The following is a 13,461-nucleotide window of genomic DNA, read 5'->3' as shown; positions in this document are numbered from 1 at the left end:
AGCGTCATGCTTGAGGACGCTGAGGGTGCGCTTGCATCATGCGCGCACTCAAGGACCTTGGCGTCCGGCTCGCCATGGAAGACTTCGGCACAGGTTCCTCATCCCCCTATGCACCTTTCCCTATGCACCGTGTAGGCAGGATTTATCCAGGCACCCGAACCATTCATCCGCTTTATTTGTAACGAAAGCTTACTGAAAGCTTGGGGTGAAAATCTGCGGTCATGTCTCTCGCCCCGCATCGAGAGGTTCTGCCGAAGAGCAGCCTATTCCAATTACAAGAGAGCGGCTTCCATGAACAAGCAATCAAATGATGAGATTGAAAAATCGACAATGCGCAAACTGGGGTTTCGCCTGATTCCCTTTCTCGTGCTCTGTTATTTCATCGCCTACATTGATCGAGTCAATATTGGTTTCGCCGCCCTGACCATGAACCAGGACATCGGCCTGACGGCCAGTGCCTTCGGGTTCGGCGCTACGCTGTTCTTCGTTGCTTATGTCCTTTGCGAAATGCCCAGCAACATGGCCATGGAGCGTTTCGGTGCCCGCCGGTGGATCGCGCGCATCATGATCACGTGGGGCATCGTCGGTTTCTGCTCGTCATTTGCAGTCGGCCCGATCTCCTATTCTGTTTCCCGCTTCCTCCTCGGGGCGGCAGAAGCCGGCTTCTTTCCAGGCGTCATCCTTTACCTCTCGCAATGCATCCCCAAAGCGTACATGGCTCGAATCATTGCGATATTCATGGTGGCTATTCCACTGTCCAACTTCATCGGCTCGCCGTTGTCGGCTCTGCTGTTGAAAATGGATGGTGTGGCAGACTTCGCCGGTTGGCAGTGGCTGCTGATGCTTGAAGCACTGCCTGCGATCATTCTGGGATTGCTGGCTTTGAAGGTGTTGCCTAATCGGCCGAGCGAAGCCAAATGGCTGACTCAACAGGAACAGGATTGGCTGAGCGGACAGTTGACCAAAGAACGGGCTGCTCGCGAAAGCACTGCGCAGAAACACCCTCACAGCGTGAGCGGCATGCTCAAGGCGGTGTTCACCAATAAGTACATCTGGGTGCTGTCGGTGATCTACATGGGCAGTTCGGCAACCAGCAATACCCTCTCATTGTGGATGCCGCAGATTCTGAAATCCTTCCACCTGTCCAACATGCAAACCGGCCTGTTGAACATGATCCCTTTCGGCATCGCCGCAGTCTTCATGATTTACTGGGGAATGCGTGCGGACAAAAGCGGGGAACGGATCAAGGCCACCGCCATTCCGCTAGCCATTACTGCGGTGAGTTTCGCAGCCACGTTGTTCACGGATTCACTGACCATCACGCTGGTACTGCTGACGCTCGTATTGATGGGTAACTACGCAATCAAGGGCCCGTTCTGGGCACTGTGCTCCGAAACCCTGCCGCCGGCGACCTTGGCAACCGGGATTGCAGCGATCAACACCTTTGCCCACTTGGGCACTGGCGCAATGAGTTCCATCATCGGAGTACTGCGTGACCAGACCGGTAGTTTTCCAATGGCGCTGATGCCGCTGTGCGCGTTGACCGCTACCGGTTCGCTGTTGGTGTTTCTGGTGGGCAAACAGAACCGTCGTGTGGCGCAAGTCTCCGCTATCACCAGCTAAATAAGCTGCATGAAGAGGCTCGACATTGGCGAGCCTCTTTGTTTCATAGTGACCGGATTGATCAAACGACGGCTATTGGCCCACTACGCGCTCAACGCTCAATCCAAACCTGCGACAATGCTGCCTCTTCGGGCTTCGCACCTTGCGTGGCAGACGTTCAGGTAGCGAATAACCTTCGCGGGGAGCCGTCACATTGGAACTGAGACAACTGCGCTATTTCGTAAAAATCATTGAGCTTGGCAGCCTGGGACGTGCGGCACTGGAACTGGAAGTTGGTGTGTCAGCCCTCAGTCAGCAAATCTCCAAGCTGGAAAGCGAACTGTGCACTCGCCTCCTGAATCGAACCTCCACCGGAGTCACCCCGACCAGCGCCGGATTTGCATTCTTACACCATGCCCAATTGACGCTGCGCCAGGCCGAAAACGCAATCATGGCCGTCCATCGCGGGCGAATGAGCGGTTATGTCAGCGTTGGCTTACCACCGACTACCGCAACGGTGCTCGCGTTGCCGTTGATCAACGCCATGCGTTCGCGTTATCCGGACATACAACTGCATCTGGTCGAAATGCTTTCCGGCCACTTGGCGGCGCAGCTCAACGCACGGCAAATTGACTTGGCCGTCCTGTTCCAGCTCGAAGGGGGCAAACGCTGGAGCGTGACTCCGCTGCTGGATGAAAAACTGTTTGTCATTGCATCGCCCAGCCTGCCTCAAGCGCCTTCCGGTGACGATGTGCAGTTAGCCAACCTCGGCGGCCTGCCGCTGGTGATGCCCAGCGCGCAACATGGATTGCGCTCGGCATTGATGAGCGCGTTCGAACGGGTCGGGCTAACACCCAATGTCATTATGGAAGTCGACGGTCTCGCTGTTTTGATGAACGCCGTTCGGGCGGGTCATGCGGCAACCATACAACCGGGGGCGGCCGCTGCATTGAAAGACGGGTCCGGACTTACAGTGATCAGGATTGCCGATCCCCATGTGGGACGGCGTAATCTCCTGGCGACGCTGGCTGACGACGAACTCTCTCCGGCGGCGCTGGCAACGCGGTTGGTCATCGTCGATGTGGCGCGACAGTTGGTCGTCGACAAACAGTGGCCTGGAGCGACGTGGATAGAGGGGGAAGACGCGTAATCCTCCTTCAACCCCGGACACAAAACTCTCTCCTGAAGGCAGAGCCTTTAGAAAAACTAAACACCCCGTGTCAAATGCGGCCTTTCGGCCATTCCTTGGCCACCCTATCGTCCTCCCCACCCGCAAGGAGCACTTTGTTCCCGCTTCCTTGCCAATCGAGGAGCGATGATGATCGATGTCTTAATCATAGGGGGAGGCAACGCTGCCTTGTGCGCCGCTCTGATGGCGCGCGAAGCGGGCGCCAGCGTGATGCTGCTGGAAGCCTCTCCGAAAATCTGGCGCGGTGGCAACTCCCAACACACCCGTAACCTGCGGTGCATGCACGACGAACCGCAGGACGTGCTGATCGATGCCTATCCAGAAGAAGAATACTGGCAAGACCTGTTGAAAGTCACCGGTGGCCTCACCGATGAGAAACTTGCACGCATTGCAATTCGGGCATCGTCTTCTTGCCGCGATTGGATGCGTTCACACGGTGTGCATTTCCAGCCACCGCTGTCCGGCGCGCTACACGTGGCGCGGACCAATGCATTTTTCATGGGCGGCGGCAAAGCGCTGGTCAATGCATATTTTCGCAGCGCCGAGCGCCTGGGCGTAAAAATTCGTTACAACACACAAGTAACAGACATCGAGTTGGACGAGGGGAAATTCGTCGCCGCCCATGTCGCCGAACATGAGGTAGAGGGTCAACGTTTCCCCGCAGAACGTATTGAAGCACGGGCCTGCGTGTTGGCGGCCGGGGGCTTCGAGTCCAACCGTGAATGGCTGCGCGAAGCCTGGGGTCAGAATGAACGCGGCGAATGGCCATCGGACAATTTCCTGATCCGGGGCACCCGATTCAACACCGGCATTCTGCTACGGCGCATGCTCGACCTTGGTGCAGATGCGATCGGCGATCCGACGCAAGCACACATGGTCGCGATTGATGCTCGCGCACCGCTCTACGACGGCGGAATCTGTACCCGAATCGACTGCGTATCGCTTGGTGTGGTGGTCAATCGTGATGGCGAACGTTTCTATGACGAAGGTGAGGATTTCTGGCCAAAACGTTATGCGATCTGGGGGCGTCTGGTAGCCGGACAACCCGGTCAGCAGGCGTATTCGATCATCGACCAACAAGCCATCGGCCGCTTCATGCCGCCGGTCTTTCCCGGAACCACCGCCAATACTCTGCAAGACCTTGCCCGCCAGTTGAAGCTGCCTCAAGAAAAATTCGTCAAGACTGTCGAGGACTACAACAGCGCCTGCCGCGTCGGCACGTTCGACCACACAGCGTTGGACGACTGTTACACCCAAGGACTGCAGCCCGCCAAGACCCATTGGGCGCGGCCATTGGTAAAACCACCTTTCTACGCCTACCCGCTCAAACCGGGTGTCACGTTCACCTACCTCGGCCTCGCCACCGACGAAACCGCTGCCGTGCATTTCAACGGCAAAGCGAGCCCCAACCTGTTCGTCGCTGGAGAAATGATGGCCGGCAATGTTCTGGGCAAGGGCTACACCGCCGGCATCGGCATGGCCATCGGTACTGCGTTTGGCCGTATCGCCGGTGTGCAGGCGGCCGCTTCGGTGGGCTTTGGCGCTTCATCTGCAAACACGGAGTCTCGACATGCAAATGTTTGATCCCCAAGCGTCGGGCGGGTTGATCTCAGTGCTGAATCTTGTCGAAAGTGAAGTCCAGCGGCAGATGACCATCTGCAACGCCTGCCGTTATTGCGAAGGCTTTTGCGCGGTATTTCCGGCGATGACCCGGCGCTTGGAATTCACTCAAGCCGATATCCATTACCTGGCGAACTTGTGCCATAACTGCGGCGCGTGCCTGCACGCCTGTCAGTACGCCGCCCCACACGAATTCGACGTCAACATACCCAAAGCCATGGCCAAAGTGCGCTTGGACACTTACGCCGAATATGCCTGGCCGCAAGTGATGGGCAGGTTGTACCAGCGCAACGGCCTGACCCTGGCGCTGGCTTCCGGCGCGGGACTAGCCTTGTTTTTATGCCTGACCCTGATGCTCATGGGCAACCTGTTCACGGCCATTCCTGGGGGCAACTTCTACAGGATTTTCCCGCATAACACCCTGGCGCTGATGTTCGGCGCGGTATTCGGCTTTGCGGTCCTTGCCCTGACCATGGGAGTACGGCGCTTCTGGCGCAACGTTTCACCGGTGGCCGCGCCACTGCCATTGAAAACGTCCGCTGCATTGGAGGCGACGGCCAACGTCGCGAAGCTCAAATACCTGGACGGCGGCCATGGCAAGGGCTGCAACAATGCCGACGATCGATTCACCCTGTGGCGACGCCGATTCCACCACCTGACCTTCTACGGCTTCATGCTGTGCTTCGCCGCAACCAGTGTCGCCACGCTCTTTCACTATCTGCTGAAGTGGTCGGCGCCTTATCCGATCTTCAGCTTGCCGGTGATGTTGGGTATTGCTGGTGGCATTGGCCTGCTGATCGGTCCGGCAGGTCTTCTCTGGCTGAACCTGCGTCGCAGCCCTGCGCATGGCGATGAGCATCAGAAACCCATGGATCGCGGCTTCATCGCGCTGCTGTTTCTGGTCAGCGCAAGCGGCCTGGCGCTACTGGCATTCCGAGAAACCAGCGCCTTGGGCTTGTTGTTGGCGATCCATCTCGGCCTGGTCATGGCGTTTTTCCTGACCATGCCCTACAGCAAATTTGCCCATGGAATATTCCGCAGCGCAGCGCTGCTCAAACACGCCATCGAGAAGCGTCAACCCAACCCGATCAACGCCGGCAGCGACTGACGGTTCAAGCACGCATTCCAAAAACAATAGTGAGCATAACGGTAGCCATGATGAAAACGACAACGGCAACAACCCGAGCCAAGGGGTCCAAAGTTGGCGCCATCTTGCGGGTCACCAGCGGTAACTTTCTAGAGCAATTCGACTTCTTCCTGTTTGGGTTCTACGCGACCTACATCTCCCAGACTTTCTTTCCAGCCACCAGTGAGTTCGCCTCGCTGATGATGACCTTCGCGGTATTCGGCTCAGGATTCCTGATGCGTCCGTTAGGCGCCATTGTGCTGGGGGCATACATCGACAAGGTGGGCCGTCGCAAGGGACTGATCGTGACGCTGTCGATCATGGCCGCCGGTACCGTATTGATCGCCCTGGTGCCGGGCTATGCCGCCATCGGCGTGGCGGCACCGATCCTGGTGTTGTTGGGCAGGCTGCTACAGGGCTTCTCCGCCGGCGCGGAAATGGGCGGTGTTTCCGTGTATCTGGCGGAAATTTCCACCCCCGGTCACACCGGTTTCTACACCAGTTGGCAATCGGCCAGCCAACAGGTGGCAATCGTCGTCGCGGCAGCGTTGGGCTACACGATCAATGCCACGATGCAAGCCGCTGAAATCGCCGATTGGGGATGGCGTATTCCATTCTTCATTGGCTGCGTGATCATCCCGTTCATTTTCATTATTCGCCGCTCACTGGAAGAAACCGCTGCCTTCACTGCGCGCAGCCATCGTCCAACAACTCGCGAAGTTTTTCGCTCGATGCGTGACAACTGGCGCACCGTTCTGGCGGGCGGCTTGCTGGCGTCCATGACCACCACCACGTTCTATCTTATTACGGTCTACACCCCGACGTTTGGCAGGACAGTACTGAACCTGAGCGCCACCGACAGCCTGGTGGTCACGCTGCTGGTCGGCATCAGCAACTTTATCTGGCTGCCTATCGGCGGCGCCCTCTCCGACCGCATTGGCCGTCGGCCACTGTTGCTCACGATATCGTTGCTGTGCATCTTTACTGCCTATCCCGCAATGCACTGGTTGGCAGAGGCGGCAAGTTTCGAACGACTGCTCGCTGTCCTGCTGTACTTCTCGTTCTTCTTTGGCATTTACAATGGCGCAATGGTCGCAGCACTGACCGAAGTCATGCCACAGAACGTGCGGGTAGTCGGATTTTCACTCGCCTTCAGTTTGGCCACCGCGGTGTTTGGAGGTTTTACCCCGGCAATCTCGACGTTGCTTGTCCAGGCCACGGGCGACAAGGCATCACCTGCCTACTGGCTCATGTTCGCTGCGGTGTGCGGCTTCACAGCGACGACGATTCTGTATCGGCGGCAAAAAGCGTTGGCAGTCAGAACCGTTTAGTTCCTTGTTAGCCAAGGAGCCGAACAACTCGAGCATCAACCTGCATCGCTGAGTGCGTACCTCCCTGCCGTCACCGGGTCCTGCTCCTGGGATGGCTGGGACTGCACGGGTTCTCAGCGATGACGGCCTGCCCCCTTTCTTGTATTGCTCCATATGCAATGCAGTGGGAGTGCTAAGCTGATACGCCAAACTTATGCTCGCTGACGTTCGCTACTTACGCTTGGTTTCACTGCTTTGTCCTCTTGCCCCTGCCGCAAACGTGTAGCCGCGAACGCAGCAGCCAGTAGCACGCAGGCAATAACTTTCATTCCGTTCATAGCGTTACCCGTGCTTTGCTCAATCAATCCCATGACCGAAGGGCCAACAAATCCACCCAAAAGTCCGCAACTGTTGACGAACCCTAGCCCGCCTGCCAAGGCCGCCCCTTTAAGACGCGATGCGGGATAAAGAAAGATGATCGACTGTACGACGAAGAACATTACTGCCGCGATACTGAACCCCAGCAGGCTGATCGCAGGCCCGGCGAGCGATGCAATAGTCAATCCAGCAGCCATCGTTAGCAATCCGGTCACCAAGATTCGCCTTGAGCGTTGAGGCGTGCTGGCAAAACGAGGCAAGGCAATTGCACCAATCGCTGCAGCCAGCCAAGGTAGGGATGTCAGTAGTCCCACCTGCAAAGTACTCATCTCCCCATATTTACCAATGATCCCAGGGAGGAAAAAAATCACTGTATAAACGGTGATCTGGTGGCAGAAGTAAACAAATATCGCCAGTAGAATTTGAGGCGTCAGGCACTGCTTCAGCGCATGACCACCGTGGCCAGCGCCTTCCTCTGCTTCGGTCGCCAGTTGGCGTTCGATCTGCTCTGCTTCAGCCGCACTCAACCAAGGCGCCTTGCTTGGACGATCCGGAAGTTTCTTCCAGACCACAATGGCGAAGAAGACCGCTGGCAACCCCTCGAGCATGAACATCCACTGCCATCCGCGCCAGCCAAGCACGCCATCCAGTTGCATCAATGCCGCGCCCAATGGGCCGCCGATGATGTTGGCAAGGCACACGCCCAGTAGAAAATAACCCGTGGCACGAGCGCGTTGCTCCCGTCCGAACCAGTAGGTCAGGTAAAGCATGACGCCAGGGAACAGACCCGCCTCGGCAATGCCCAGTAGCAGGCGTAGCACGTAGAACGAAGTCTCGCCTTGGACGAAAGCCATCGCCGCCGAAAGCAGGCCCCAAGTGACCATGATGCGAGCGATCCAGAATCGCGCACCTACCCTGTGCATGATTAGATTGCTGGGTACCTCGGACAGCGCATACGTCAGGAAGAAAAGTCCTGCGCCCAAGCCATATGCAGCGGCCGAAATGCCCAGATCGACATCAAGATGATGCTTGGCTAAAGCAATGTTAGTGCGGTCGAGAAAACTAAGTATGTAGGCAGCAATCAGCAACGGCATAAGTTTGGCGAAGATTAACTTGTTCAATGTCTGCCCGTCACGGGGTGCAGAATGCGGATCGTGCGTTTTTATAATTGTCATGGTACGAACCTCTTGCTCATGTCAGGAGTAAGGTCGGCGCAGTGAGCGCCGAGGCAAGAACAGTCAGACTCGGGGTAAAACAACGAACGTCTTCGGACGATGGGAAAACAGCTGGAGAATTGCTCCGCCGAGTGCGCAGCCAGCCATGACCAGGAAGCACACGGTATATCCGCCCAGACTTTCCCAGCCGCCGCCAGCGCTGATAATCAACCCCATGAGCACCGGGGCAACGCCTCCGCCGATGAACATCGCTGTGGTAACGATGCCGTTGGCAGTTGAAGTCGCTGCGGGTTGAGCTGAATCGGAAGCGACTGCATAGTAGATTGGCCAGACCGCATTGGCCACGAGGCCGAACAGCAACTGCACAACCACGATAATGATCATGGTGTTTGCGAAGTAGAAGGCTCCAACACTGGCTGCCATCCACAACCCGCAGATGATCAGTGTGATGCGCCGACCAATGATGTCCGACAGCGACGGCCAGATCAACTGACCCAGGATGCCCGTCAAGGCGAACACCACACTCATGGCTGCCGACTCCGCCAGCGAGAGATGAAGAATGTTGTAGAGATAAGCAGGCAAGACAATGTTTACGCCCATGTACACCACTTGTGTGAGCATGGTGTTGCCGGCAGTCAGCGCAATATTGCGATCGCTGATCGTGGCCTTGAACATCTTCCAGGCTTGCCCCTTGATGTTTGGCGATGGCGTACTGTCGGGCGCAGTCATTCCCTTAGCGGCGATGTCAACATAGAGCGCGGTGATACGCTCAGCCGTCGAGTAGCGCGACCAGAAAATCATCAGCGGCAACGCCACCACGAACGCGAAGAAGAACACGTAGCGCCAATTGTCTTCACCAAAAGTGGTGATCACGAAGCTGGCAACGATGCCGCTCAACAGCGCGCCTATCGGGTAACCGGTATGGTGGGCGCCAAGGGCAAACCCCCGACGTTCGACTGGCCACCATTCCGCTGTATTACTCACCCCTACCGGCTCACCCCAGCCCGCTCCCAGGTTGACGCCCACGCGCAAAGCGATGAAAGACGCCAGATGCCCACTCAGGAACTTGAAGCCAGACATGAACGAAATGAAGGTGTAGCCGAGCACTAGCGGGACTTGGAAGCGGGCCCGTTTCCAACCCCCGCCGTAGCGGTCACTCCAAACCGAACCAGGAATATCCAGCACCGCCAGCGCGAGCATGACAACGGTCGCAGTCGTGCCCCACTGATCTGCCGACAGATCGAAATGCTTGGAAATGGTCGGCCCCAACCGCAAGACGATCTCGCGATCGTAAGCATTGAGGATCCAGATCATCCAACACACCAACAACGACACCCATGAATAGCGATGAATCTTGCCTAATGATGCTTTCTTATTATTTTGCATGGGATTCTCCAGGCGCGGGTTACACGCCTTGACGAAAGGATTCAATCGTCCATAACCCTCGGTTCGGGCCAGTGGAGCGTTATGAAGCGAAGCGCCGCTCGCCTATGCCTTTCACGCCCAGACCGGTGACGGCAAAGAGCGCACCGCGCTGCTGTCCGTCGCTGGGGAAACGAGGCAGCGGAGGTCTCGCCATGGAAGTAACGAATAGTGTGTCAAGACGAGGCCCACCGAAGGCCAGGCTAGTGACCTTTTTCACCGGCATATCGATCACCCGATCGATCTGCCCCTCTGGCGTGTACCGCACGAGCTTTCCGGCATACACAAGCGCTTGCCATAGACAGCCTTCTGCATCCACGGTGCAGCCATCTGCCGCTCCGCCACCGGAGGTATCGACGCTGGCAAACGTACGCCGGTTTGTTGCCGCACCGGTAGCGCTGTCATAGTCGTACGCCCAGATGTCACCAACCCAGGTGTCGGCGAAGTACAATGTTTCGCCATCTGGGCTCCAACACGGCCCGTTGGACACGATGATGCCTTCGTCCAAGGTATGCAGGCTCATGTCGGGGTCCAGGCGATAAAGCTTCGCGCTTGCCTGCTCTTCTTGAGTGTCCATGGAGCCGAAGACGAACCGCCCCTGACGGTCGACCTTACCGTCGTTAAGGCGGTTGTTTGCCAAGCCTGGTTCGGGATCGATGATGAATTCGATCTCGCCGGTTGGAAGGTCCAGGCTGTGCAGTCCGTTTTCCAAGGCCACTATCGCGGCGTCGCCGCTTTGGCGTAGGGCCATGGATCCGATTTTCTGGCCGACGTCCCAGGCGCGTAGCTCGCGTCCATCCTCGGTGCAGCGAAAGACTCGGCCGTCGAAGCTGTCTATCCAATACAGACGCTGTTGCTCTTCATCCCAGACAGGGCCTTCGCCCAGCGTAGTTTTTGCATCAACGACGATCTCGATACGCATGAGTTCACCCCTATCTTGTTCTTATGGGAGATGACTGAGTCGCGCACAGACGCACGGCCTGTGCTGACTGGCAGTGATTGGCATCACTTAGAAATTGACTTCGTCTTTACCCTTGAGGCTGAGCATTTCCCTAGCCTCATCCGGTGTCGCAACGCGACCGCCGAGGGCTTCAATGACGGTGCGGATTCTCTTGACCTGATCGGCATTGGACGCAGCAAGCTTGCCCGGCCCATCCCACAGTGAATCTTCAAGACCAACGCGGACGTTGCTGCCCATTGCCAAGCCCATCGTCCCCAGCGGGATCTGATTACGACCAGCACCGAGGATCGACCATTCGTAGGCATCGCCGAACAACCGATCAGCTGTGCGACGCATGTGTGCCAAGTCTTCCGGATGACCGCCAATACCACCGCGCAAGCCAAACACGGACTGGATAAAAATCGGTGCCTTGAGCAGGCCTCGTTGCAGGAAGTGGGCGGCGGTATAGAGATGACCAATGTCGTAACATTCGATCTCGAAGCGGGTACGGTTTTCAGCGCAGACGTTAAGGATGTGAGCAATATCCCGGAAGGTGTTTCGGAAGATCCGGTCATCGCTTTCTGCGAGATACGGGCGCTCCCAGTCGTGCTTGAACTCGGTGAACCGGTCGAGCATTTCGTACAGCCCGAAATTCATTGACCCCATGTTCAGGGAGGCTAGCTCGGGCTGCAACTGCGCCACAGGTTGCAGGCGCTCTTCAACGCCCATTGTTGGCGCACCGCCGGTAGTGATGTTGATGACCACATCACTCTCAGCCTTGATCTGCGGCAGGAATTGACGGAACAGGTCGACATCTTGGCTCGGCCTCCCATCGATAGGATCACGGGCATGCAGGTGGACGATAGCGGCGCCGGCTTCGGCAGCGCCAATCGCGGCTTCGGCGATTTCCTGGGGGGTAATTGGCAAATGTGGGGACATCGATGGTGTGTGAATTGCGCCGGTGACAGCACAGGTAATGATGACTGGTCTTTTCTTGGACATGAGTGTTCTCCGTTCTTGTTCTTGGTGAGAAAGTTCTGGATAGAATCAGGCCCGGGAGATGCCTGCGGCCTGCGTCTGTAATCGACCCGCGAGCCTTAGAGGTACTCGACGTTGCCATCGACGCTGATGGCTTGCCCGGTGACATTGCGTGCGGCCGGTGAGCACAGGAAAAGCGCCATCGCTGCGACGTCTTCTGCTGTAACCATTCGTTTGAGCGAAATCTTCTTGAGGTACTCCTCACGCATCTCGGACTCTGGCACGTTCATCTGCTCGGCACGGGCGCGAATCACTCCATCCATGCGCGGGCCCTCAACAATGCCTGGCAGCAAGGCGTTGACGCGTATGTCGCTTTCGCCGAGCTCCGAGGCCAGGGACCTCATCAGCCCGACGATGGCCCATTTGGTCGCGGCGTAAGGTGTGCGCCAGGCGTAGCCCAGACGTCCAGCCACGGAGGCGATGTGGATCAGATGCGCATTGGGTGACTCTTTCAAGAACGGCACCGCGTGGTGCGCAAAGCGATACTGGGCAGTAAGGTTGATGTCGATCGTCCGTTGCCAGTCCTCGTCGGTGATGGCATCGATACCTGCCGTCGGGCCGGCAATCCCTGCGTTGTTCACAAGCACATCAAGGCCGCCGAACTGCTCGCGCTGTACCTTGAAGACGGCTTCGATCTGCGCCGAATCACCTACATCGGCGAGGGTGGCGACGCTACCTGGGTAGCGATCACGGAATGCCGCTATTGCAGACTCGCTTACGTCACAGACATGTACCTTGGCTCCTGCCTCGATGTAGGCCGCAGCAAGTACCTCACCGATACCGGCAGCACCGCCCGAGATCAGTACACGCAAACCGCTGTAGGGTATCAAACGATTGAGAACACTCATGCTTTCTTCACTCCTGACGAAGTTGACCGAGAACGACCGCTATCAAGGAGCAGGCGGATCAGTGAATCAGCAGCCTGCATGATGTCGTCAGTGACCGCAGCCCGCGCGGCGGCTCCATCCCGGGCGGTCAAAGACGCAACGATCCGGTCATGCGCTTCCATTGAACGCTGAAGGTGCCCTTTGTCAGGCGCGACCAAGGCAAAGCACGGCCCCATGTGCAGCCAAAAGTTTTCTACGGCGGCGACCGTGAGCTCAGCTTGCGCGACTGCGTAAATACGGCGGTGGAAGGCGAAGTTGGTCCACAGATATCGAGGCACATCGACGGTGTCGGCAGCCTGCTGCATTTGCCGGCAGAGGTCATTGATGTCTACGAGGTCAGCGTCCTTGAGTAGCACCACTGCTTTTTCGGCCAACAAACCTTCGAGCGCCACGCGAGCATCACGGATCTCCCGAAGTCGCGTGGGCGTCATGATGGGAACACGGAGTCGAGCGGTTTCAGTGACTTCGAACGCGTTTTCAGCGCTCAGTCGATGGAGCGCCTCGCGGACTGGCATTGGACTTGAACCCAGCGCTTCGGCGAGACCCCTGATGGTCAGCTTCTGGCCAGGCTGGAAGCGTCCGCTCATCAATGCTTCGCGAATCTGGCGGTAGACCTGATCCTGCAAAGTGTCTCGAGAAACGTGACGAAGGGTCGGCAACGGGATAGGACGATCAGTCATGGAGTGAGGCCTGGGTTGTCGTTTTTGTCGACCAAATATGTGATCACAAATAACCTATGTCAACTCTTTTTTGATGGTCAGGAAGACGTAGGAA

The 13,461-nt window shown here is 57.3% G+C and carries 11 protein-coding genes; 5 read left to right on the top strand and 6 right to left on the bottom strand.

All coding sequences use genetic code 11. From position 1 onward, the window contains the following. Window positions 1–291: 291 nt before the first annotated feature. From AC0ZZU_RS10775 to tcuC, 5 genes are all read left to right on the top strand, one after another. The gene (locus AC0ZZU_RS10775) at window positions 292–1,623 is read left to right on the top strand and encodes an MFS transporter (protein WP_476340580.1); all 1,332 of its coding nucleotides are present in this window, start codon (window positions 292–294) and stop codon (window positions 1,621–1,623) included. 193 nt (window positions 1,624–1,816) lie between these two features. After that, window positions 1,817–2,752 (top strand): LysR family transcriptional regulator, encoded by a 936-nt coding sequence (locus AC0ZZU_RS10770; RefSeq protein ID WP_476340578.1) that lies wholly within the window; start codon window positions 1,817–1,819, stop codon window positions 2,750–2,752. 168 nt (window positions 2,753–2,920) lie between these two features. Beyond that, entirely contained in the window at window positions 2,921–4,375 is a 1,455-nt protein-coding gene (tcuA, locus tag AC0ZZU_RS10765; RefSeq protein ID WP_476340577.1) for an FAD-dependent tricarballylate dehydrogenase TcuA, read from the top strand. After that, a complete protein-coding gene (gene tcuB, locus AC0ZZU_RS10760) occupies window positions 4,362–5,519 on the top strand; it encodes a tricarballylate utilization 4Fe-4S protein TcuB (RefSeq protein WP_476340738.1) in 1,158 nt (385 codons plus the stop codon). The genes tcuA and tcuB overlap by 14 nt, the downstream gene beginning before the upstream one ends. A 47-nt stretch (window positions 5,520–5,566) precedes the next feature. Continuing rightward, window positions 5,567–6,868 (top strand): tricarballylate/proton symporter TcuC, encoded by a 1,302-nt coding sequence (tcuC, locus tag AC0ZZU_RS10755; protein ID WP_476340576.1) that lies wholly within the window; start codon window positions 5,567–5,569, stop codon window positions 6,866–6,868. 191 nt (window positions 6,869–7,059) lie between these two features. Here tcuC and AC0ZZU_RS10750 read toward each other — a convergent pair whose 3' ends face one another. The 6 genes from AC0ZZU_RS10750 to AC0ZZU_RS10725 all read right to left on the bottom strand — a co-directional run bounded on the left by AC0ZZU_RS10750 (window position 7,060) and on the right by AC0ZZU_RS10725 (window position 13,367). Further along, window positions 7,060–8,400 carry an MFS transporter gene (locus tag AC0ZZU_RS10750; RefSeq protein ID WP_476340574.1) on the bottom strand — a complete coding sequence of 447 codons (1,341 nt, stop codon included), beginning with the start codon at window positions 8,398–8,400 and terminating at the stop codon, window positions 7,060–7,062. A gap of 63 nt (window positions 8,401–8,463) precedes the next feature. Further along, the gene (locus AC0ZZU_RS10745) at window positions 8,464–9,786 is read right to left on the bottom strand and encodes an MFS transporter (RefSeq protein ID WP_476340572.1); all 1,323 of its coding nucleotides are present in this window, start codon (window positions 9,784–9,786) and stop codon (window positions 8,464–8,466) included. A gap of 79 nt (window positions 9,787–9,865) precedes the next feature. Beyond that, window positions 9,866–10,744 (bottom strand): SMP-30/gluconolactonase/LRE family protein, encoded by an 879-nt coding sequence (locus AC0ZZU_RS10740; protein WP_476340570.1) that lies wholly within the window; start codon window positions 10,742–10,744, stop codon window positions 9,866–9,868. An 87-nt stretch (window positions 10,745–10,831) separates the two neighbouring features. Further along, window positions 10,832–11,764, bottom strand: coding sequence for a 3,5-dioxohexanoate:acetyl-CoA acetone transferase (gene kce, locus AC0ZZU_RS10735; protein ID WP_476340569.1), 933 nt, complete (start codon window positions 11,762–11,764; stop codon window positions 10,832–10,834). A gap of 95 nt (window positions 11,765–11,859) precedes the next feature. Beyond that, on the bottom strand, window positions 11,860–12,648 hold the full coding sequence (locus AC0ZZU_RS10730) for an SDR family oxidoreductase (protein WP_476340567.1): 789 nt from the start codon (window positions 12,646–12,648) through the stop codon (window positions 11,860–11,862). Further along, window positions 12,645–13,367 carry a GntR family transcriptional regulator gene (locus AC0ZZU_RS10725; protein ID WP_476340565.1) on the bottom strand — a complete coding sequence of 241 codons (723 nt, stop codon included), beginning with the start codon at window positions 13,365–13,367 and terminating at the stop codon, window positions 12,645–12,647. The genes AC0ZZU_RS10730 and AC0ZZU_RS10725 overlap by 4 nt, the downstream gene beginning before the upstream one ends. Window positions 13,368–13,461 lie beyond the last annotated feature (94 nt).

Source organism: Pseudomonas sp. JE3303, from assembly GCF_056312565.1.
Note: the sequence above shows the minus strand (reverse complement) of the source record. Positions and strands in the feature narration are given on the sequence as shown.

What these genes read in the sequence shown, in the direction of transcription:
- AC0ZZU_RS10750 (WP_476340574.1), bottom strand. Translation starts at nt 8,400, where the DNA reads ATGACAATTATAAAAACGCACGATCCGCATTCTGCACCCCGTGACGGG.
- AC0ZZU_RS10740 (WP_476340570.1), bottom strand. Translation starts at nt 10,744, where the DNA reads ATGCGTATCGAGATCGTCGTTGATGCAAAAACTACGCTGGGCGAAGGC.
- AC0ZZU_RS10745 (WP_476340572.1), bottom strand. Translation starts at nt 9,786, where the DNA reads ATGCAAAATAATAAGAAAGCATCATTAGGCAAGATTCATCGCTATTCA.
- tcuC (WP_476340576.1), top strand. Translation starts at nt 5,567, where the DNA reads ATGATGAAAACGACAACGGCAACAACCCGAGCCAAGGGGTCCAAAGTT.
- AC0ZZU_RS10725 (WP_476340565.1), bottom strand. Translation starts at nt 13,367, where the DNA reads ATGACTGATCGTCCTATCCCGTTGCCGACCCTTCGTCACGTTTCTCGA.
- tcuB (WP_476340738.1), top strand. Translation starts at nt 4,362, where the DNA reads ATGCAAATGTTTGATCCCCAAGCGTCGGGCGGGTTGATCTCAGTGCTG.
- tcuA (WP_476340577.1), top strand. Translation starts at nt 2,921, where the DNA reads ATGATCGATGTCTTAATCATAGGGGGAGGCAACGCTGCCTTGTGCGCC.
- AC0ZZU_RS10775 (WP_476340580.1), top strand. Translation starts at nt 292, where the DNA reads ATGAACAAGCAATCAAATGATGAGATTGAAAAATCGACAATGCGCAAA.
- AC0ZZU_RS10730 (WP_476340567.1), bottom strand. Translation starts at nt 12,648, where the DNA reads ATGAGTGTTCTCAATCGTTTGATACCCTACAGCGGTTTGCGTGTACTG.
- kce (WP_476340569.1), bottom strand. Translation starts at nt 11,764, where the DNA reads ATGTCCAAGAAAAGACCAGTCATCATTACCTGTGCTGTCACCGGCGCA.